The organism is Rathayibacter rathayi, assembly GCF_004011095.1.
Classification (GTDB): Bacteria; Actinomycetota; Actinomycetes; order Actinomycetales; family Microbacteriaceae; genus Rathayibacter; species Rathayibacter rathayi.
Genome location: NZ_CP028129.1, coordinates 2,742,307 through 2,763,791, shown reverse-complemented (window position 1 = coordinate 2,763,791; position 21,485 = coordinate 2,742,307). Strand labels below are relative to the sequence as shown.

Below are 21,485 nucleotides of genomic sequence, written 5' to 3'. Positions count from 1 at the left end.
ACGCCCAGCGGAGTGCCCCCATGTCCCGTACCCGAACCGTCTTACTCGTCACCGCCGCTCTCGTCGGAACCCTGCTCACGGCGCCGAGCGCCGCGCTGGCCGCGACTCCCACCACCGCTCTTGTCACCGGCTTTGAGAGCGGTTCGCCCACGCTCACGCCGGCCACCGGCAAGGCCTCCACGGCTGCCTCCAGCGACAGCACGGAGGGCGGCTCCTCCCTCAAGATCTCGTACGACGTGACGGGCGGACTCGCCGAACTCGGCTACGACCCGCGCCTGGCGCCCGTCGTCCCCACACCCGTCTCGGCACTGACGGTCGACCTCCGCGGCGACGGCTCCTACAACACCGTCTACCTCCGGGTCCGCGACGCGAGCGGCGAGACGTTCGTACACCGCGTGGACGCGATGCGCTCGACCCAGTGGCAGACGCTCACCGTGGACCTCACCGCGGAGCCGGTGGCCCGCGACGGCGGCGACGGCAACGCCGTGATGGATGCACCGCTCACCGTGGCCGGGTTCCTCGTGGTCCGCAACGGCGTGCAGCCGCCGACCGGCACCTTCGCCCTCGACGATCTGCGTGCGAACACCACCGGCTGGACCCTCCCCGTCGCCGCCTCGACCTACGTTGCGGCTGGGCACAGTGTATCCGTCGCGTTCGACGCCGGCGCCGCGGGCGACTGGGAGCTGCGGCTCGCGGACACCGCCGGGCTCTCGCGCACCCTCACCGGCACGGCCGGCGCGGCGGGACGGGTCGCCCTCGACTGGAACGGCCTTGACGACTCCGGCGCCGCGATGACCGGCGACGTGCGCGCGGTCCTGCGCCAGGACAGCTCCGCGGACGGCTCCCTTGGCGCCGCGACCACGACCGGCCTCCCGCTCCTGCTGACCCTCGCCGCGGCCGATGACCCCGACGCGACCTCCGTGGTCGAGGCCTTCGACGGCGGCGGCGACGCCTGGGGCGTGGCCACCGGATCCGCGACCCTGCGCCGCTCCTCCGCTGGCGAGTCGAACGGCGGGGCGACCAGCACCCAGGGCTCCGACGCGCTGACCGTCGGCTACGACCTCACCCACGGCCTGGTCGGCATCACCCGCACCGCACTGCTCGACGTCGTCACCGGCCCGACTACCGCGCTGAAGGTCGACCTCAAGGGCGACGGCAGCTACAACACGGTCTACCTGCGCGTCACCGACGCGAGCGGAGAGGCGTTCACCTACCGGATGGACGCGATGCGGCAGAGCACCTGGACCACAGTGTCGATCGACCTGACCCAGGATGCGGTGCTCGCCGAGGGCGGCAACGCCGACTCCGTGCTCGATCTGCCGCTGACGCTGACCGGCTTCTTCGTGGTCCGCAACGGCGAGCAGTCGGCAACCGGCTCGTTCGTGCTCGACAACCTGCGTGCGGTGAGCAGCCGGTGGACCATGCCCGTCGCCGACACCGAGTTCCTCGTGCCGTCCGAGGGCGCCGTCGCGAGCCTCGCCTTCTCGGCCGCCACCGCCGGTGACTGGATGATCGTCCTGCACGACGGCACCGGCCGCAGCCGCTCCCTCACCGGCACTCTCGCCGCGCCCGGCGAGACCGCGGTGCAGTGGGACGGGAAGGCCGACGACGGCCAGGAGATGGACGGCCCGATCCGCAGTACCTTCCTCCAGGACTCCAGCCCCGACGGGCAGTTCTCGGCCTCGCGGACCCGCTCCGCGACTCCGACCCTGCTCACCGTCGCCGCGGCCCAGCCGTCGACGACCAGCGTGGTCGAGGGCTTCGAGGGCGCGGCGTCGACCTGGGCAGTGGCGATGGGCTCGGCGGCGATCTCGCGCACCAGCGCGCAGAAGACGCAGGGTTCCTTTGCCCAGCGGATCGACTACGACGTGTCCTCGAGGCTGCTCGAGACGGTGCAGAGCACCCCCGCGACCGTGATCGTGAAACCGGCCACGTCGCTCCGGATCGACCTCAGGGGAGACGGAACCTACAACACCGTCTACACGCGGCTCCGCGACGCCTCGGGCGAGACCTTCACCTACCGGCTCGACGCGATGCGATCGACGGCGTGGGCGACGATCGACGTCGACCTCACCGCTCCGGCCGCACTGATCGAGGGCGGCGACGGCGACCAGGTGCTCGATCTCCCGGTGAAGCTCTCGGGCATCATCATCGTGCGCAACGGCAGCCAGCCCGCGACCGGGACCGTCGTGCTCGACAATCTGCGCACCCTCGCTTCCGGCTGGTCGCTGCCGACCGCGGCGAGCGCGTTCTTCACGCCGGCCGCCTCGGCGACCACCTCGTTCTCGTTTACGGCCGCCGGCCCCGGCGACCACCGGCTCGAGCTGCGCGACACGGAGGGACGCCGGAAGTCGATCACCGGGCGCGCCACGGCGGTCGGCCCGGTCACCGTGTCCTGGGACGGCTCCGACGACTCGGGGACGCGGATGCGCGGCGACGTCAGTGGCGTCTTCGTGCAGGACGGCGTGAACGACGGCGCGCTCGCCTCGAATGCCACGCGCAGCGGGATCCCGCTGCTGCTGACCCTGGCCGAGATCGACGCCGACGCGAGCCTCGCGCAGTCGTTCGACTCCGCCGGGACCGACTGGGTGCAGGCCGCGGGTGGCGCCACCCTCTCCACCTCAACCACCCGCACCGAGGGCTCAGGGGCGCTGCGGATCGCCTACGACCTCTCCAGCGCCGACGCCGAGATCGAGGCCGCGACCACGCCGGTGCCGCTGGTGACGCAGCCCGCCACCACGCTCAAGGTCGACCTGCTCGGTGACAGCAGCTGGAACACCGTGTTCCTGAAGCTGCGCGACGCCACCGGCGAGATGTTCTTCTACCGCGTCGACGCGATGAGCCTCAGCCGGTGGACGACCGAGACGATCGACCTCCGGTCGCCGGCCGCGAACACTCACCTCGGCAATGACGACAGTGTGCTCGATTACCCGGTCTCGCTGGTGCGGATCACCGTGGTGCGCAACGGCCCCTCGGCCCCGGCCACCGGCACGGTCGTCCTCGACAATCTGCGCGTGCTCGACAAGGACTGGACGCTCCCGACCGCGAGCGCCGCGCGCTTCTCGCGCTCGACCGCGGCGACGACGACCGTCCGCTTCACCGCCGGCAGCCCGGGCGACTACGCCCTGATGCTGCGCGACTCCGCCGGACGCCGTCGCACCTACGGCGGAACCGCCTCCGCCGCGGGCGAGATCAGCGTGACCTACGACGGGACCGACGACAGCGGAGCCGCCATGTCCGGCAGCATCGCCGGGCGCCTCACCTGGGACACGACACCGAACGGCGCGCTCTCGGGACCCGCCACGGCGACCCGCCCGTACCTCACCGGAGTGAGCGCCCGGCCCACCGAGGCGGCACCCACCTCGATCAGCGGTATCAACAGCTTCCTCACCGAGCAGGACTCACCCGCCGAGGCAGACCGCCAGGCCGCCCTCCTCGAGGATGCCCAGGTGCGCTGGGCCCGCGAGGAGTTCGAGTGGAAGCGCGTCGAGCCGCGGAAGGGCTACTACGACTGGGCGAAGTTCGACCAGGCCGTCGCGATCAGCCAGGCCCGCAACGTCGACATGATCGGCAAGCTCGTCTACTCGGCGCCCTGGGCCTCCTCCGCCCCGGCCGGCACGTCCGCCGAGGACGCGCAGTACTATCCGCCGCGCAGCACCGCCGACTTCGCCTCCTACGCGGCGGCGACGGTGGCCCGATATAGGGACCGCGTGCACGTCTGGGAGGTATGGAACGAGCCCAACACCGACCACTACTGGCGCGGCGGAGCCACGGCCGGCCAGTACGGCGAGCTGCTGAAGGCGGCCTACGCCGCGATCAAGGCCGTGGATCCGACCGCGACCGTGCTGGTCGGCGGGCTCGACCAGTTCAGCGACCCGTTCATGGCGGGCGTGCTCGCGGCCGGAGCGGGCGACTCGTTCGATGGGCTCGCCGTGCACACCTACACGGTCGACGGAGCGCCCGAGACCGGAGCGATCCCGACCTATCTCGACGCGGCGCAGAACTTCCTCACCCGCAGCGCGCCGGGCCGGAGCCTGTGGATCACCGAGGTCAGCTGGGCGACCTGCACCACCTGCATCGGCGCGACCAGCGAGGCCGACCAGGCGTCGTACTTGTCCCGCTCCTACCTCGACGCCGCCGCCCGCGGGATCAAGGCGATCGCCTGGTACAACCTCGTCGGCGGCCCCGACCCGCAGGCGCCGCTGGACACCTTCTCGGTGACCGAGCGCTCCGGGCGGCAGAAACCCTCCTACACCGCGCTGAAGGAGGTGGGCGCGGTCCTCGCGACCGGCACCGCTGTCGGTCGGGCGAGCGCGACCGCCTCCGCCTCGCCGGTGAAGGTCGACGACCTCTCCTCCACGAGCGGATGGGCCGTGGCGCCGATCGGCGGCGGGAGCGCCTCGCTCGCCGCGACCTCGACCGGCTACTCCGGCTCGGGTGCGCTGACGCTGACCTACGACTTCTCCGGCACCTCGAAGGGCGCGCAGCTGCAGACCTCGCGCACCCTCCCCGGCTCGCCGACGGCGGTCTCGGTGTGGGTCAGTGGCGACGCGAGCACCAGTCCCGTGTACCTCAAGCTGCAGGACGCGACCGGCGAGACCTTCCAGGGCCTTGTGGGCAATGCCGGCGGCTCGGCGTGGCAGAAGATGACGCTGTTCTCGGACGGGTTGAACAGCAATTACACCCATTCGGGCGGAGACGGCGACGGCGTGTGGGACTACCCGGTGAAACTCGTGGACGCCTTCGTCTATAGGTCGACGTCGGGCATCACCTCCGGCTCGGTCTCGATCGACGACGTGACGGCCGACTACGGGGCGAACCTGCGTGGGACGGTGCTGCAGACGCCGACGGAGACGGTGCAGGCGCTCTACACGGCCGACCCGTCGACGGCCTCGGTGCAGGTCTCGGGCGCCGCGGCGTCGATCCGCACGAGCACCGGCAGCACGGCGCTGACCGTGGCCAGTGGGCATGCGGCCGTGTCACTCGGCCGCACACCGACGTTCGTGGTCTCGGCGCCGGCAGTGTCGCGTCCCAGCGGCACGACGACGCTCGACTGGATGACCGGCGACGGCGCGACGACCAGCGTCGCGGTGCTCCCGGCGTCGGGCTCCGTGGCGAAGCAGTTGACCACGTCGATCCGGTACCTCGCGGGCCGGCAGGTGCTCGCCTGGGACGGACTGCTGACGAACGGCACGGTCGCCCCGGCCGGGTCGTATGCGATGCGGATCACGACGACGACGCGCGACGGGCGCACCAGCGTGCAGACGGTGGCGTTTACCCAGCCGTGAGCCGCGGGCCGCGTCGCGGCGTTAGCTATTGACGACCGGGCGAAGAGCGAGAAAGAGCACACGCGATTCGGCTCGCGCAGATGCTCGGCCCCACAGTACGCGGTTCCGGCATCGACGGATAATCGTCGCCCGGAGACGATCTGGGATGTTGTAGAAGGAATGTCAGAGGAAAGGCGCTGAGGAATATGATGTGGGCGCCTAAGGCATCTGCAAAGGTCTCCGTGTCATTTTGGTGACGATCGAGTTTGTCGAGACACTAAGTCCTCATTGATTTGCGCCAACGGCGTTTTACTTCGCGCCTTTGCGCCGATGGTGACTCCCGGGTTCCTGATAGCGTGCTGACGGCAGACTAGGCCGTCTCGCAGTATCAAGAAGGGAATATTTCATGGCTCAGATTAGTGTTACGCCGGAAGAACTGAAGCAGCAGGCTCAGGTCTACACCCGCTCGAAGGAAGAGATCGAGCAGGCTATTCAAAAGGTAAACCAGATGAACTCGACCATTTCTGAGCAGTGGAAGGGTCAGGCGTTCCAGGCGTATCTCGAGCAGTACAACCAGCTTTCCGAGAGCGTGAAGAAGTTCGAGGAGCTGCTGGTGAACATCAACGAGCAGTTGAACAAGTATGCGGAAACTATTGCTGAGCGTGACGCGCAGGATGCGCAGAGCTTCGGCTTCTAGCAGCTTCCCGGGTGCAGAAGATTCTTGCCTTATTCCGCAGGCTAGGGCGTGTTTGATGACGGTGAACGCCTAGGAGGGCGCCGCGGTGCGCTGGATGTTGCGCGAGCCGTTGGAAGCGCCCGCCGACAATGGTTGGCGTATTAAGAGCGCGGCGGACAGTGGTGAGTTCTTGCCGAATCGACCAACTGGCGTATCAACGACTTCAATGATGTCTGCGAGATCGAGCCCGCCCTGATCGGCATCTCTGGTCTTCCTTTCGGAAGTGATCTACAGATTGTTGTTTATGAGCGCGGCAAGCGCATAGTCGAGACCCCGAGCGGTCACGAGATGACACCCGATCAGGTGTACGTCCCGTCAGACCAGCGAGGCTGACTATGTCGGCAGCGATTCTAGTAGGGAACAGCCGAGGGACTTCGCGACCGATCTGCGCTCCATCGCGCTAACTGAAGGAATCTTGGTCGAACAGATTTTCATCCGGCAGGCCGCATGTGCCCGCTTCTCAATTGTGTGATTCAAGAATAGGAAAGGCAAGAAGAGTTATGGATGCTTATGTACTTGGGAAAATATTTGGCGTAGTTCTTGGCGTCGTACTTTTTGCCTGGCTCATTATCGGTGCGATCGTCGAGGTCGTGAGGTATTTCGTCATCAGGAAGCGGCACGGCGAAGAAGCTGCGCGAGAATTCTTGAATTCAAGGAAGAGGCGAGCAAAGAAGTAGCTGACCTGATCGAGACGTAAGAGGGGGTAAGAGATCATGGGTTCAGATACGCGAGGCGTAGCTGATGGGTTCCATGAGGAGACCCGGTCGGTGTCTACTTTGACGTCCTGTGTGGCGGAGGCGGGCGGTGGGTGGGATCGGGGTGGTGACTTGAATGTTTCGGGGGTCACGGTTGTGTCCGAGATCTTCGCGGGCCTGTCCGCCCTGGTCGCGTCGTATGGTGCGGCGGCGGGAAAGGACACGGTCGAGTTCGACCTGCTCGGGGTGGGTATTGAGGTGCAGGACGCGCAGGGTGGCGAGGTGTCGCAGTGAGCAGCGTGGTGGAGTTTTCTGCGGATTCGTGGCAGGCGTCGTCTCCGGGGTTGCAGAAGAGTCTCGCGGAGCGGGGGGAGGCGCTTGATGCGCTCTTGCAGGGGCTCGTGAATCTGGCCGAATCTGGGACTATTAGTGGTCAGGGTGCGGATGCGATGCGTGCGTATATTCGGGAAGTGCATGTCCCGATCGTGCAGTCGCTGCTGGTGTGCTTGTCCACGTTCCAGACCGCGATTGGCGTGTATTGGAGCGGGTATTCCCAGGTGGACGCGGACGGGAATTTCCGGCTCGTGAACGATGAGTACGACGCGCACGTCACCCAGCTTGATACTGGTATCGGGCGGTTGCGGGGGTTCGCGGCCGACTTGCGGTCGATTGCTGCTAGCGCGTCGCATCTGGTGTCGCTGGACGGCGCTGGCGCTGGCGCGGCCGATAATGCCGCGGAGGGTTTCGAGCGGATGCGGTCGATCGCGAAAACTCAGCAGGAGACGTGGGCCGCGTATGAAGCCACCGATCCCGGGTTCACTCAGGTGAAGAACCTGGTGGCGGAGGTGAACCGGGTGGTCGCGAACCTGGGGAGCCTCACGGTCGGGCAGGGACGCTCCTACCTGCCGGGGAGCTTCACTCTGACGTTGCGGACGTTGGGGGAGCTGACCGGCGGGATGCTGGAATACTGCCGGACGAACCAGCAGGTCGCCTCCGACGGGTGGCAGGCCCTGTTCTCCGGATACGTCGATGACGTTGAGGCGGACGCCGAACGCCAGCGCAAGGAAGACGCCGTGTCGGGCCTGCTGTGGGATGGGTTGCAGACCGTCGCGGGCGCGGTCCTTGTCACAGTGGGTGTGGTGGGGACGCCGTTCAGCGCGGGCGTGAGTCTCGCGTTGGCCGGGCTGGGCGGGTCGCTGATCGCCGGGGGCGTGAACAGTGCGATCGATCACGCCACCATCGCGTCCACGGGCGAGAGCCTGAACCTGGTCGGGATGGCCAGCCAAGGCATCGGCCACTGGTATGACGTCACCCTCGCGCAGCCCGCGATCGCGTCCGGCGATCACGACTTGCAGTTTCTCGTCGGTGCCGGGTCTGGGTTGGGAGACCAGGTCAGCGGAGCGCTGCAGCTGAACATGCACGACACGGTGACCGGTGTGTTCACCCTCGCGACCAACGGCGAAGCGTTCTCCCAGTTCTGGAACCAGCTGACCACTACCGCCGGGAAAGCCGCCTCAGGAGACGCGTTCGTCCTCGGCCAGATCGCCGGGAACCTTCTCCCACTCGGCGCGCTGACGAAGGCCACCACACTCGACAACCTGCTCACCAAAGCCGACGACCTCGGGCGTCTGACCACGAAGGCCGACGACCTCGACTTCGGGAAACACGTCACGATCGCCGCCGCGAGTGATGCCACCAGCGCGATGGACTGGCTCAAGAACCACCTCGGCGCGGGACGAGTGACAGTCAGCGACGAATTCACGCCCACAATACGACCATTAGACCCGATTGACGGGTCGACCGTGAAGTCGCGTAGTGGAGGTCCGGACTTCGATGCTGGAAACCGCGGAGGCGGTGGTGATCAGTTATCTGCCGATGCCGGACTGTTGACGCTGAAGCAGGGCGAGCTCCCTCGTGCTGGGGAATCTTGGCGCGGCCAGACCGAGGGTGGACCCGGCATCTGGGAGAAATCACCAAAACGAACCGGGGGCATCGACTACCAAGAGTTCATCACAAGCATGGAACGCGGCACAGAGTACCGAGTAAATGGCGTACACTTCGACGGATACGATCCGATCCGTCATGTGCTCACTGACGCCAAGGACTGGCAGAAGTACCCACCAATAGCCGCCGACTTCTGGCAAGAAGGAACACTGACGGAAATTAAAAAACAGGTCGCTGCAGCCGGCGACACGCCTGTCGAATGGCATTTCTCTACAGAGGCCGCCAAGCAAGCAGTTGATCTGCTGCTGAGGGACGAGGGCTTCGAAGGCGCAATCAGAACCGTTCATACTCCGTATTGAGCTAAAGTGAGGAACTATGACTACGTTTCAATCATATCTCGGCGTATTCTGGGAACCACGCGAGCTGACATTCGTTCAGTTCGCGATCCAGGTACGAAGGTTCCTTGAAGGGCTACGAGAGTTGCATCCCGTCTTCGAAACGTGGTATGTGCTCGGCGATCGAATGAACGACGAGAAACCGCTTGGAGCTGATCTCCAGCACCTTGATGAGCTTATGCTCGAACGCGGCTGGGATATGAGTGCTCCTAAGCATTTCTTCACGCACCTTGATGACGATGGGTGCCCCACCGCGAATTCAACGGCAATTGTCGGTTGGAGCTTTAGCCTTGTGACCGAGCCAGAAAGGCAACGTTCGCGTGAATATGTGCGTGTGTCGATATTTGCGGGAGCTACAAGTCCTCGCCTGTCGAATAGCGTGTTGTTGAAGGTGGGCGATCCTGCGTCGCCGTTGCTTGACCCGGTGGTGTCTGAGCGGGTGTTTCAATACATGATCGAGTTGTGGAACCCTGATCGCGCGCTCGTCACCGAGCGGGCTTATCGTGACGCAGTGCACGACTCAGAGACGAAAGAGCAGCTGGGTTGGCTGAACTACCGGGCAGACTCATCGTTCGTCGAGTTCCTTCCGGACGGGGTACGGCATGAGCCGCTCAAAGACGGGATATTGTTCCGCATCGGCGACGGTCGCGTGCTTGGCGGGAACTCTCTGGAAGAGGTGCAACTCGGTAAGCGGATCCAACACGAGATCCTCGCTCGTAGATAGATATAAGAAAGCTCGGGCGAGGTTTGAGCCGCGTCACGTTTTCTAGACCATTTATATACTGCGCCCGAAACTAGCCGACGAGGAAGCTGATGTCCAACGAGACCAGTTTTGAACGACTGTCGGAAATCCAGGACGAGATTCTGGGCTTCACCATGCAGCAAGTCGGTGATAAAGTCGACAAGTTCTACGTGCAGGGCAAAATCACTGACGATGCGCGGGGGAACATTACAGGATACGAAGGCAATCTCAGGAATGTTGTTGTCGGTGGCGGTGTCCTCGACGTCTCTGATGTCCTGGGTGACGCTGGGTTCGATGAGAGTTGTGGATTCATTCAGCCACGGATTGTTGAGTTGCATGACATTCTCCGCGAGTTGCAGGGTAAGTCTCCTGTCCGGTTTCGCTGGGCGGTGGACACAAAAACGGGTCAGGTGGAGAGTGACTGGACGTACTACGACGATCTGACGGCCGAAGAGAAGAAAGACGACTTCTGGGAGAACTGGGAAGGTGACTTCGCGTGGAAGGCGCAGCTTGAAGCTGAGCTAGCCGGCGAGTGAGACCGGGAGGACCTTGCGTCTGATCGCGAAGTCTCAGCAGGAGGCGTGGGCGGCGTATGAGGCCACCAATCCGGGGTTCGGTCAGGTGAAAAACCTTGTGGCGGAGTTGAACCGGGTGGTGGCGAATCTGGGGAGTCTCACGGTCGGGCAGGGACGCTCCTATCTGCCGGGGAGCTTCACTCTGACGTTGCGGACGTTGGGGGAGCTGACCGGGGGGAAGGTGGAGTATTGCGAGCAGAATCGGGAGGTCGCATCCACTGGGTGGAGGCTCTGTTCTCGGGGTATGTCGCTGATGTGGCCGCGGACGCGGAGCGGAAGCGGACAGAAGACGCTCTCTGGGGCTCAATGTGGGATGGGTTGCAGATCGTCGCGGGCGCGGTCGTTGTCGCGGTGGGTGTGGTGGGGACGCCGTTCAGCGCGGGCTTGAGTCTCGCGTTGGCCGGGCTGGGTGGGTCGCTGATCGCCGGGGGTGTGAACAGTGCGATTGATCACGCCACCATCGCGTCCACGGGTGAGGGCTTGAACCTGGTCGGGATGGCCAGCCAGGGCATCGGCCAGTGGTATGACGTCACCCTCGCGCAGCCCGCGATCGCGTCCGGCGATCACGACTTGCAGTTTCTCGTCGGTGCCGGGTCTGGGTTGGGAGACCAGGTCAGCGGAGCGCTGCAGCTGAACATGCACGACACGGTGACCGGTGTGTTCACCCTCGCGACCAACGGCGAAGCGTTCTCCCAGTTCTGGAACCAGCTGGCCACTATCGCCGGGAAAGCCGCCTCAGGAGACGCGTTCGTCCTCGGCCAGATCGCCGGCAACCTTCTCCCACTCGGCGCGCTGACGAAGGCCACCACACTCGACAACGTGATCACCAAAGCCGATGACCTCGGGCGTCTGACCACGACTGACACATCTCGGTCGCCCGAGAGGGGTCAGCGGGGACGGGGAGACGGCGTATCGAGGCAATGCAGCATGTCCCTAGCGAGGCGGCATCTTTTGCCGCGATGACGTGATACTGACGGCCTACCTCAATGAGTCGCACACGGATGTACGAAAATCCCACCCGAGGCGAGGTTGTTGGCAGGCCGGTCGCCCCACCCGCACCCGCGGCGTCGATCCGGCGCTGGCGGCCCGTGCGCAGACTCGGCACGGGCCGCAGGCGACGGATCGACGCGGCGGGCATAAGGCGCGGGTCAGACCGCCGCGAGCCAGGTGAGTTGCGAGTGCGGCTGCACGATCAGCGGGCCCAGCTTCTCGTTGAACACGGCGCCGTAGTCGGCCGAGATGTGCGCCTGGAATGCTTCCTCATCGCGGTAGACCTCGTACACGAAGAACCGCGCCGGGTCGTCCTCTCGGCGGTAGGGCACGAACTCGACGTTGCCCGGCTCCTGCCGGACCAGAACGGCGAGGTCGGCGATCATTCCGGCGACCGTTTCCTCGTGGCCGGGCTTCGCGGTGAACTCGGCGACGAGGATCCGTGCGCTCATGCCGTCGCCGCCCCGGTCATGATCGCGACGGCGTCGGTCATCGAGTGCGACTGCGGCGTGATCGTCGCGGCCTTCTTGCCGAGGCGCTGGATGTGGATCCGGTCGGCCACGTCGAAGACCTGCGGCATGTTGTGGCTGATCAGGATGACCGGGATGCCGCGGTCGCGCAGGTTGCGCACCAGCTGCAGCACCTGGTTCGACTCGCGGACGCCGAGGGCGGCGGTCGGCTCGTCGAGGACGACGACCTTGGAGCCGAACGCGGCGGCGCGGGCGACGGCGACAGCCTGGCGCTGTCCTCCGGAGAGGTTCTCGACCGGGACCGTCACGTCCTGCAGCGTCGAGATGCCCAGCTCGGTCAGCTCTGCGCGGGCCTCCTTGCGCATGCCGGCCGTGTCGAGCATCCGGAACACGGAGCCGAGGATCCCCTTCTTGCGCTTCTCGCGGCCGAGGTAGAGGTTCGAGGCGACGTCCAGGGCCGGCGAGACGGCGAGGTTCTGGTAGACCGTCTCGATGCCGGCACCGCGGGCGTCCTGCGGTCGCTTGAACGAGACGGGCTGCCCGTCGAGGAAGAGTTCGCCCTCGTCGGGGATCTCGGCGCCGGTGAGGCACTTAATCAGCGTGGACTTGCCGGCGCCGTTGTCGCCGATGATCGCCAGGACCTCGCCGGGGTAGAGCTCGAGGCTGACGCCGTCGAGCCCGACGACGCGGCCGAAGGTCTTCACGAGGCGCTTGGCCTGCAGGACGGGGGTGCGGGCGGCGGCGGGAGCAGTGCCCGCGGCGTCGATGAGGGTCACTTGCGAACCTTCCGGATCCACTGGTCGACCGAGACGGCGACGATGATGAGGACGCCGACAGCGAGCGTCTGGTAGAGGACGTCGAGTCCGGCGAGCGAGAGCCCGTTGCGGAAGACGCCGACGATGAGGGCGCCCAGGAGCGTGCCCCAGACCGTACCGCGACCACCGAAGAGGCTGGTGCCGCCGATCACGACGGCGGTGATCGAGTCGAGGTTGAGATCGGCTCCGGCGTTGGGGCTGGCCGCGTTGGTGCGGCCGATCTGGATCCAGGCGCCGATGGCGAGGATCGCGCCGGCGGCGAGGTAGACGCTCATCAGCACGCGGTTCACGCTGATTCCGGCGAGTCGGGCGGCCTCCTTATCGTCGCCCACCGCGTAGACGTGCCGGCCCCAGGCGGTCTTACCGAGGATGAACGCGACGACGATGTAGAGCGCGAGCATCAGCAGTACGCCGTAGCTGACCCGGACGCCGAGGACGTCGAACGTGCCGCCGGTGGAGGGCAGCAGCGCCGGCATGTCGGTGCCGCGGACCGTCGATCCGCTCGAGTACAGGAGCGTCAGCGCGACGAAGATGTTGAGCGTGCCGAGGGTGACGATGAACGGAGGGAGCCGGAGCCGGGTCACGAGCATGCCGTTGAAGGCGCCGGCCGCAAGGCCCACGACCAGGCCGAGCAGCAGTGCGACGATCGCGGGGAGGCCGTTCTCGGTCGCGGTCTGCGCGATGACCATCGAGGTGAGGACCATCACCGCGCCGACCGAGAGGTCGATGCCGGCGGTGAGGATGATCAGGGTCTGCGCGACGGCGAGGGTACCGACCACCGCGACCTGCTGGGTGATCAGCGAGAGGTTCGACGGGTCGAGGAAGCGGTCGTTCAGCACTCCGAAGACGATGATCGCCAGGACGAGGACGACGGCGGGGCTGACGGCGGGGTAGCGGTGCAGGACCCCGCGGACGCGGTCGAGCGGCGTGCGTCTGTCGAGGAACTCGCTGGCGAGATCCAGGGCCGAGGTCGGCGGATTCGGGTCGGTGGTCTTCTGAGCCACGATGGCCTTTCTGAGGTTGCTGGGAACGGAGGAGGGGGGCGGGGCGCCGGACGCCCCGCCCGAGCGGGTTACTCGCCCCAGCAGATCCCGGACGCGTCGTCGGAGCTGATGCTGTCGAGGCCGTCGACCGGGGTGTCGGTGACGAGGGCCGAGCCGGTGTCGAAGAAGTCGAGCCCGGCGCTGGTGCTGGGCTTGGTGCCGTCCTCCGCGAGCTGCGCGATCGCCTCGACGCCCAGCTGCGCCATCTTCACCGGGTACTGCTGCGCGGTGGCGCCGATCAGGCCGTCCTTGACGTTCTTCACGCCGGCGCAACCGCCGTCGATCGAGACCAGCAGCACGTCCTTCTCCTTGCCCGCGGCCTGGAGGGCCTGGTAGGCGCCGTAGGCGGCGGGCTCGTTGATCGTGTAGACGACGGTGACGTCGGGGTTCTTGGAGAGCAGGGTCTCCATCGCGGTGCGCCCACCGTCCTCGGCGCCCTGGGTGGCTTCGTTGCCGACGAGCTCGTAGTCGCCGCCGCTGTAGCTGCCGGTCTTCGCCTCGTCGCCGTTGGTCGCCTTGTCGGCGACGTCGATCCCCATACCCGTGAGGAAGCCCTGGTCGCGGTTGTAGTCGACCGAGACGACCTTGTCGTCGAAGAGGTCGAGCATCGCGATGGTCGCCTTCTTGCCGTCGAGCTGCGCGGCGGTCCACTTGCCGATGGACTCGCCGGCAGCGAAGTTGTCGGTGGCGAAGGTGATGTCGACCGCGTCGGCCGGGTCGGGGGCGGTGTCGAGGGCGATCACGAAGAGGCCGGCGTCGCGCGCCTTCTGGATCGCATCGACGACGGAGGGGCCGTTCGGGGTGATCAGGATGCCCTTGTCGCCCTTTGAGATGGCGTTCTCGATGGCCTGGATCTGGGTGTCCTCGTCGCCGTCCTCCTTGCCCGCGGCGAGCGTGAGGTTGACTCCGGCCGAGGTCGCGGCCGCCTTGGCGCCATCCTCCATCGCGACGAAGAAGGGGTTGGAGGTGGTCTTCACGATGAGGGTGACGCCGACGCCGTCACTGCTTCCGGCGGGCGAGCCTCCTCCGGAGGAGCTGGAGCAGGCGGTCATGCCCAGGGCCGCGAGGATCGCGACGGAGCCGAGGCCAAGGTACCGGGTGAGGCGAGGGGAACGGTTCGTCATTGAAAGTCCTGTTCATAGGGCGGGAGCAGCCTCCCGACAACGATGTCAGAGGTAGGTCTAGCGGGTTCGGGGCGCTAAGGTCAAGCGATCCTCCAGAAAGCGAGATCGTAACGTGACACCGTTGTCAGAGGGTGCCGGTCGGCGCCCCACCATGAAGCACGTAGCTGCTCTCGCGGGGGTCGGCATCAAGACGGTCTCGCGTGTCATCAACGGCGAGCCGAACGTGTCGGCCGCGACGATCGAACGAGTGCGGGCCGCCGCCGCGCAGTTGCAGTACCAACCCGATCTGCACGCGGGGAACCTCCGTCGCTCCAACGGGCGCACGAACACGCTGGGCCTGCTGGTGGGCAGCGTGGCCAACCCGTTCTCGGGGGCCCTGCACCGTGCGGTCGAGGATCTGGCGAACGAGCGCGGAGTGGCGGTCTTCGCCTCCAGCCTCGACGACGATCCGGCGCGCGAGCGCTCCAGCGTGAATGCGTTCGTGTCGCGGCGTGTCGACGGGCTGATCCTGACCACCGTCGCGCCGAGCCAGGCCTATTTGGGTGTCGAGATCGCCCGCGGCACGCCCGCCGTGTTCGTCGACCGCGTCCCCTCGGGCATCACGGCGGACGCGGTGATCTCCGACAACGCGGCCGGCATCGCGCGAGCGGTGGGTCACCTGGTCTCCTTCGGACACCGCCGCATCGCCTTCCTCGGCGACCGGCCAGAGATCTTCACGGCGAAGGAGCGCGAACGCGGTTTCCTCGAGGAGATGGGTCGGCGCGGCCTGCCGGTGCCGCCCGGATACGTCCGCCACGGCGCTCACGACGAGCACGCGGCCGAGGAGATGGCGACCGCGCTACTGGAGCTTCCGACGCCGCCGACCGCGATCGTCGGAGGGCAGAACCTGATCACGATCGGAGTGCTCGCCGCGCTGCGCAGTCGAGGCGCGCACGGCCGGGTCGCGCTGATCGGCTTCGACGACATCCCCCTCGCCGAGATGCTCGAGCCCGCCGTTTCGGTGATCGCGCAGAATCCTGCGCTGATCGGTCGGACGGCGGCGGAGCGCGTGTTCCTGCGGCTCGACGGGGGGGACGAGCCGGCGCAGACCTTCGTGATCCCGACCACGCTCGTCGCTCGCGGTTCGGGGGAGGTGCCGGGCCCGGGCTGAGTGCCGTGTGAACGCCGTGTGCGCGTCTTCGAAGAAAATTCGTACAGTGTCCGGAGGACAGCCCGGAGCGTGCCCGCCCGTGAGCAACGGTGTCACTCCTGGCACGCCGAGAATCCCCCTGGTCGCGATCTCCACCCCGGGGCACAGGACCGGGGCGTAGGCGCAGGCCCTCGCCGACGAACGTCGGCACGAGCGTGCGGAAGCGGGACTCCACGGAAAAGGAGTGCCGCGGCCCGCCGTGCTCGTCGAGGTAGCGCCGGATCAGAGGTAGCGCCGGATCAGAGCTCCCGCCGGATCGTCGCCGATCATCCCTCCGGTGTGCGCAGCTCGTCGATCGGCATCTCGCCGAGGACGAGGACCGGCGCGCCCGCCTCAGCGGCCATCGAGCACGGTGACATCGAGGGTGGCTCCGGCGAGGATGGACGGCTCCGCGCGCAGCAGCACCGCGGTGTCATCGTCGGCGGGGAAGACCTGGTCGGTGACGACGACCCGGCCCCCGTCGGCAAAGACCTCGATCGACGAGACGTCGACCCACACATCGAGCTCGACACTCCCGTCGGCGCCCGTCGGCAGCGCTGCCTCCGAGACGCTCGCGAAGACCGGCGAGAACCGGACGTCGCCCGACTCGCGGCGGTCGACGCACAGCCGGTCCGCCTCCACGCGGACGACCGTCCCGCGCGATCCGTCCGCCGAGGCCCGGACGACGAGCTCGAGGGCGGCCGTGGCGGGCCGACAGCGCAGCCGGATCCGGAGCGCCCGGCCGTGCGCGCTCTCCGGCAGCAGGAGCAGGCCGGAATCGGGGGACGGATCCTGCCAGGAGAAGTCGGGCTCGCCGGTGGGCGGCAGCGCTGGACGCTGCACGAGGCGCTCCCCCTTGAGCGAGAGCAGACGGGGGAGCGCGGCCGACCCGCGCCAGGGCGAGGTGGGGACCGCGTCGGCGTAGGCCCAGTTGCTCATCCAGCCGATCATCGTCGGCTCGGGGGAGTCAGCGACGGTTACGCCGGCGTAGAAGTCGTGGCCGCGGTCGAGCCAGTCCCACGAGGTTGCAGTGAACGTGGTGCCGTCGAAGTCGCCGACGAAGTACTGCATCCCGGAGCCACCCGCCGGGTTCCCCGGGTTCAGCGAGAGCACCAGGACCCAGCGGCCGTCGAGCGGGAAAAGATCGGGGCACTCCCAGATCCCGTCGGTCGCGCCGCCCGGGCCGAAGACGGACAGCGGCGTCCACGACCGGAGGTCGTCGGAGCGGAAAAGGTGCACCTGGCGGTCGAGCGCCTCCACCGTCGCCATGACCCAGTGGTCCTCGTAGCGGATCACCTTCGGATCGCGGAAGTCGGCGGTTCCGCGGTCCAGGACCACCCCGTGCTTAGACCAGGTCTCACCGCCGTCGGTGCTCCAGGCGAGGGCCTGCGCCTGGCTGCCCTCGCGGTCCGAGGTGTAGAGGGCGATGAGCGGCGGGTGTTCGACAGAGCCGAAGCCCGAGGAGTTCGCGGCGTCGAGGACGATCGAGCCGGAGAAGACGCCCTCCTGCTCGTCGTGCAGCAGCGCAACCGGGTGCTCAGTCCACTCGAGGAGGTCGGCGCTCGAGGCGTGTCCCCAGCTCATGTTCCCCCAGTCGTCGCCGCTCGGGTTGTGCTGGAAGTACAGGTGGTAGCGGCCGCCGTGGTGGATGAGACCGTTCGGGTCATTCATCCAGTTGCGGGCCGGCGCGAAGTGCACGGCCGGCCTCACGGAGAGGGCGGTGGTGGTCATCGAGGAGTCCTCTCGGGGCGGGGGAGTGCTGCGTTATCGGTGGTGCCGTCGGCCGTAGTGTCCGGGACGCCGCCGAGCGAGTCGCGGTCGGTGTCCTCGACGCCGTCGCGGTTCACCCAGTGGGTGGGAGTCAGCCACTGCACGGCGCCACGGTCCGCACCGGCGCTGCGACGGGAGGTGATGCTCGCGATCTCGGCTCGGGCCTGCGCGCGGTCTGCGCGGTCGAAGGCCTCGGTCCGGTGCGGATCGGGCGCCGCCGAGATGAGCAGCTGCGTGTAGGGGTGGCTGGGCGCGTCCATCACCTCGGCACTGCTCCCGCCCTCCACGAGCACGCCCTGGAGCATCACGCTCGTGGTGTCCGCCAGGAACCGCGCGGAGGCCAGGTCGTGGGTGATGTAGAGAATCGAGATGCCCCGTTCGTCGCGCAGGCGCCGCAGGAGCTGCAGGACCCCCATCCGCACCGACACGTCGAGCATCGAGGTCGGCTCGTCGGCGAGGATCACCGTCGGGTCGGCCGCGAGGGCGCGCGCGACGGCCACGCGCTGGCGCTGGCCGCCCGAGAGCTCGTGCGGGTAGCGGTCGAGGAAGGCGGGGTCCAGCTCGACCGACTGCAGGAGATCCTCGGCGCGGGCGGTGCGCTCGCGGGCGTTCAGCTCCGGGGCGTGCAGGACCAGCGGACGCTCGAGGAAGTGGCGCACCTTCTTGGGCGGGTTGAGCGAGCCGAAGGGGTCCTGGAAGACCATCTGCACGGTGCGGCGGTAGGCGCGCGTCGCGCGTCGCGGCTCCTTCTTCAGCACGTCGACCCCGTCGACCACCATCCGGCCGGAGGTCGGCTCGACCAGCCGCGCGAGCATCCGGGCGATCGTGCTCTTGCCGCTGCCGGACTCGCCGACGAGGGCCATGATCTCGCCGGCGTGCACGTCGAGGTCGGCGTGGTCGACGGCGACCGTGGACTTTTTCGAGAAGATCCCGCCGGTACGGAACTCCTTGGTGAGGCCGCTGAGGGCGAGGACGACCTGGCGCTCCTCGGGTGCAGGCGCCGCCTCGATCGCGGCGACGGGCCCGCGCTGGATCGGCGGGAAGGCCGCGATCAGCCTGCGCGTGTAGTCGCTCTGCGGGTTCGCGTAGACCTCGCGCGAGACTCCGCTCTCGAGCAGCCTGCCGTGCCGCATCACGCCGAGCCGCTGCGAGATCTCGACCATGAGGGAGAGGTCGTGCGTGATGAAGAGGATCGCGAAGCCCAGGCGCTGCTGCAGCTCCTTGATCTCGTGGATGATCTCCTGCTGCACGACCACGTCGAGTGCGGTGGTCGGCTCGTCCATGATCAGCATCGGCGGCTCAAGCGCGAGAGCGATCGCGATGACGGCGCGCTGGCGCATGCCTCCGGAGAGCTGGTGCGGAAAGGCGTCGATCCGCGCGCGGTCGATGCCGACGAGCTCGAGCAGCTCTGCCGCCCGCTCCCGCGCCGCCCGCCGGCTATCGCCGCGGTGGGTGGTGAGGACGTCGACGATCTGGTCGCCGACGGTCATCACCGGGTTCAACGCATTCATCGCGCTCTGGAAGACCATCGAGACGCGGCTCCAGCGAAAGCGGCGCAACTCCTCGTCGTCGAGGGAGGTGACGTCGACTCCGTCGCAGTGGATGGAGCCGGAGACGACTCGGCCGTTGGCGCCGAGCAGGCGGAGGATCGCGATGGCGATCGTGGATTTGCCGCTGCCCGACTCGCCGGCGAGGCCGAACGTCTCGCCGCGGCGGATGGTGAAGGAGACGTCGTCCACGGCGCGCACGGTACCGGCGCCGGTCTCGTACTCGATGGAGAGGTTGCGGACGTCGAGGACGACGTCGTCCTCGGAGGGGGTGGTGCTCATTTCCGGAGGCCTTTCTTCTTCGCACGGATGAGGCGCGGGTTCGTGATCTCGTCGACCGCGTAGTTGATGAGCGCGAGCGAGAACGCGACCAGCGCGATCGCGATGCCCGAGGGGACGAAGGTCCACCAGGTGGCGCGGATCAAAGAGCCCTCGATGCTGGACCAGTAGAGGTTGGTACCCCAGCTGACCGAGGAGACGTCGCCCAGGCCCAGGAACTCCAGTCCTGCCTGAGCGCCGATGCCGAAGATGACGCACGCGAGGAAGGTGCTCATCACGACCGACGCCATGTTGGGAAGCATCTCGCGCAGCATGATGTGCAACGAGCGCTCACCGGTCACGACGGACGCGTCGATGAAGTCCTTGCCGCGGAGCGAGAGCGCCTGCGAGCGGATCACGCGCGCCGATCCCGCCCAGCCGGTGGCGACGAGCACGAGGATGATCGTGCCCGGGCCGGGCGGGAGGAACGCCGCGAGAATGATCAGCAGCGGGAGCCCCGGGATCAGCAGGAACACGTTCGTCACGACGGAGAGCACGTCGTCGACGACGCGCCCGAAGTAGGCCGACGCCAGTCCGACGATCAGGCCGACGACGGTGGCGGCGATGCCCACGGCGAAGCCGATCGAGAGGGAGCTGCGCGAGCCCCAGAGCAGCAGGGCGAGGACGTCCTCGCCCTTCGCCGTCGAGCCGAGCAGGTGGGCGAGGGAGGGCGGCTCGGAGCCGGCGACGACGGCGGTGTTCGGATCGCCGGGTGACAGGAGTGGAGCGGCCAGCGAGAGCAGGACGAAGAGCGCGAGGATCACGACGCCGACCAAGGCGCGGCGATCGCGGAGGATGCGCGCGAGGAAGTGGCCGCGGACGACGCGGGTCGGCGCAGGCTTTGCGCTCAGCGGGTCCTCGACCGCGGTGACGGGGACGGGGTTCTGCAGGGACATGGCTACCTCACTCGCACGCGCGGGTCGAGCCGCACATAGACGATGTCGATCATGAAGTTGGCGATCAGGACCGCCGCGGTCAGGGTGAGGAAGATCCCCTGCATCAGCGGGTAGTCCAGCGCCTGCACGGCGCGGAGAAGCTGGTACCCGATGCCCGGATAGGCGAAGACGACCTCGGTCAGCAGCGCGCCTCCGACGACGAAGCCGATCGACATGCCGAAAGAAGTGATCGAGGGGAGCATCGCGTTGCGAGCGGCGTAGCGGAACATGATCCGCCCCTCCCGCAGGCCCTTGGCGCGGGCCATCGTGATGTAGTCCTCGGCCGAGGTGGCGATCATCGTGTTGCGCATCCCGAGCATCCAGCCGCCGATCGAGACGGCGACGATCGTCAGCGCCGGTAGAAAGAGGTGCGTGAGCACATCGCGGAGGAACTGCGGCGAGAGCGAGGGCTGAGACCCGAGGGTGAAGGCCTGCCCGATCGGGAACCACTTCAGCGTCACGGCGAACAGGAACAGCGCGCCCATCGCGATGAAGAAGTAGGGGAACGAGCCGACGAAGACCAGCAGAGGCGGGAGGATCCGGTCGAGCACGCCGTTGCGGCGCCAGGCGACGACGATGCCGAGCAGGTTGCCGAGGATCACGGCGACGATGAGGGCGGAGCCGCCCAGCAGCAGGGTCCAGCCGAGCTGCGTCCCGATCACCTCGGTGACGGGGGTGGGGAACTGCGAGATCGACATGCCCAGGTGCCCGGTGAAGACGTCGCCGAGGTACTGCACGTACTGCAGCGGGAGGGGGCGGTCGTCGAGCCCGAAGAGGTGGCGGAACTGGTCGATCTGCTCGTCGGTGAGCGAGCCCTGCATCGTTCCGATCATGCGGCCGACGGGGTCGCCGGGGATGAGGCGGGGGAGCAAAAAGTTGATCGTCAGCGAGGCCCAGAAGGCGATGAGGTAAAAGCCGAGGCGGCGGAGCACGAAGGTCATGAGAGCGGTC

17 protein-coding genes are annotated in these 21,485 nt (G+C 67.3%); 9 read left to right on the top strand and 8 right to left on the bottom strand.

The features are described 5' to 3' along the window. Window positions 1-20: 20 nt before the first annotated feature. From C1O28_RS13300 to C1O28_RS13270, 8 genes are all read left to right on the top strand, one after another. Complete coding sequence (locus tag C1O28_RS13300; protein WP_097167766.1) at window positions 21-5,288, top strand: endo-1,4-beta-xylanase; 5,268 nt, start codon at window positions 21-23, stop codon at window positions 5,286-5,288. 385 nt (window positions 5,289-5,673) lie between these two features. Further along, window positions 5,674-5,964, top strand: coding sequence for a WXG100 family type VII secretion target (locus tag C1O28_RS13295; RefSeq protein WP_097167767.1), 291 nt, complete (start codon window positions 5,674-5,676; stop codon window positions 5,962-5,964). Window positions 5,965-6,049: 85 nt separating this feature from the next. Then, window positions 6,050-6,199, top strand: a complete 150-nt coding sequence (locus tag C1O28_RS16170; RefSeq protein WP_419866668.1) for a hypothetical protein — start codon at window positions 6,050-6,052, stop codon at window positions 6,197-6,199. A gap of 655 nt (window positions 6,200-6,854) precedes the next feature. After that, window positions 6,855-6,992: a hypothetical protein gene (locus C1O28_RS15255; RefSeq protein WP_164861122.1), complete on the top strand. Its 138-nt coding sequence runs from the start codon at window positions 6,855-6,857 to the stop codon at window positions 6,990-6,992. Further along, a complete protein-coding gene (locus C1O28_RS13285; RefSeq protein WP_104346949.1) occupies window positions 6,989-9,001 on the top strand; it encodes a Tox-REase-5 domain-containing protein in 2,013 nt (670 codons plus the stop codon). Before C1O28_RS15255 ends, C1O28_RS13285 begins: the two co-directional genes overlap by 4 nt. A gap of 16 nt (window positions 9,002-9,017) precedes the next feature. Further along, entirely contained in the window at window positions 9,018-9,761 is a 744-nt protein-coding gene (locus C1O28_RS13280; protein WP_127821537.1) for an Imm52 family immunity protein, read from the top strand. Between the two features lie 89 nt (window positions 9,762-9,850). After that, a complete protein-coding gene (locus C1O28_RS13275) occupies window positions 9,851-10,315 on the top strand; it encodes a hypothetical protein (RefSeq protein ID WP_097167219.1) in 465 nt (154 codons plus the stop codon). 261 nt (window positions 10,316-10,576) lie between these two features. Then, window positions 10,577-11,317: a hypothetical protein gene (locus tag C1O28_RS13270; protein WP_097167218.1), complete on the top strand. Its 741-nt coding sequence runs from the start codon at window positions 10,577-10,579 to the stop codon at window positions 11,315-11,317. 185 nt (window positions 11,318-11,502) lie between these two features. Here C1O28_RS13270 and C1O28_RS13265 read toward each other — a convergent pair whose 3' ends face one another. The 4 genes from C1O28_RS13265 to C1O28_RS13250 all read right to left on the bottom strand — a co-directional run bounded on the left by C1O28_RS13265 (window position 11,503) and on the right by C1O28_RS13250 (window position 14,796). Next, the gene (locus tag C1O28_RS13265) at window positions 11,503-11,796 is read right to left on the bottom strand and encodes a putative quinol monooxygenase (RefSeq protein WP_097167217.1); all 294 of its coding nucleotides are present in this window, start codon (window positions 11,794-11,796) and stop codon (window positions 11,503-11,505) included. Continuing rightward, window positions 11,793-12,590, bottom strand: coding sequence for an ATP-binding cassette domain-containing protein (locus C1O28_RS13260; protein ID WP_068250304.1), 798 nt, complete (start codon window positions 12,588-12,590; stop codon window positions 11,793-11,795). Before C1O28_RS13260 ends, C1O28_RS13265 begins: the two co-directional genes overlap by 4 nt. Next, window positions 12,587-13,633 (bottom strand): ABC transporter permease, encoded by a 1,047-nt coding sequence (locus C1O28_RS13255; RefSeq protein WP_097167216.1) that lies wholly within the window; start codon window positions 13,631-13,633, stop codon window positions 12,587-12,589. Before C1O28_RS13255 ends, C1O28_RS13260 begins: the two co-directional genes overlap by 4 nt. A 68-nt stretch (window positions 13,634-13,701) precedes the next feature. Then, window positions 13,702-14,796 (bottom strand): substrate-binding domain-containing protein, encoded by a 1,095-nt coding sequence (locus C1O28_RS13250; RefSeq protein ID WP_097167215.1) that lies wholly within the window; start codon window positions 14,794-14,796, stop codon window positions 13,702-13,704. Between the two features lie 151 nt (window positions 14,797-14,947). Here C1O28_RS13250 and C1O28_RS13245 point away from each other — a divergent pair, with 151 nt between their 5' ends. Continuing rightward, window positions 14,948-15,946, top strand: coding sequence for a LacI family DNA-binding transcriptional regulator (locus C1O28_RS13245; protein ID WP_097167214.1), 999 nt, complete (start codon window positions 14,948-14,950; stop codon window positions 15,944-15,946). Window positions 15,947-16,318: 372 nt separating this feature from the next. On the opposite strand, the gene C1O28_RS13240 is transcribed toward C1O28_RS13245, so the two are convergent. From C1O28_RS13240 to C1O28_RS13225, 4 genes are read right to left on the bottom strand one after another with little or no spacing between them, the layout of a single operon-like run. Then, entirely contained in the window at window positions 16,319-17,695 is a 1,377-nt protein-coding gene (locus C1O28_RS13240; protein WP_097167213.1) for a glycoside hydrolase family 32 protein, read from the bottom strand. After that, entirely contained in the window at window positions 17,692-19,563 is a 1,872-nt protein-coding gene (locus C1O28_RS15875; protein ID WP_097167212.1) for a dipeptide ABC transporter ATP-binding protein, read from the bottom strand. The genes C1O28_RS13240 and C1O28_RS15875 overlap by 4 nt, the downstream gene beginning before the upstream one ends. Next, window positions 19,560-20,495, bottom strand: a complete 936-nt coding sequence (locus C1O28_RS13230) for an ABC transporter permease (RefSeq protein WP_097167211.1) — start codon at window positions 20,493-20,495, stop codon at window positions 19,560-19,562. The genes C1O28_RS15875 and C1O28_RS13230 overlap by 4 nt, the downstream gene beginning before the upstream one ends. A 2-nt stretch (window positions 20,496-20,497) precedes the next feature. Next, the gene (locus C1O28_RS13225; RefSeq protein WP_097167210.1) at window positions 20,498-21,475 is read right to left on the bottom strand and encodes an ABC transporter permease; all 978 of its coding nucleotides are present in this window, start codon (window positions 21,473-21,475) and stop codon (window positions 20,498-20,500) included. Between the last annotated feature and the right edge of the window lie 10 nt (window positions 21,476-21,485).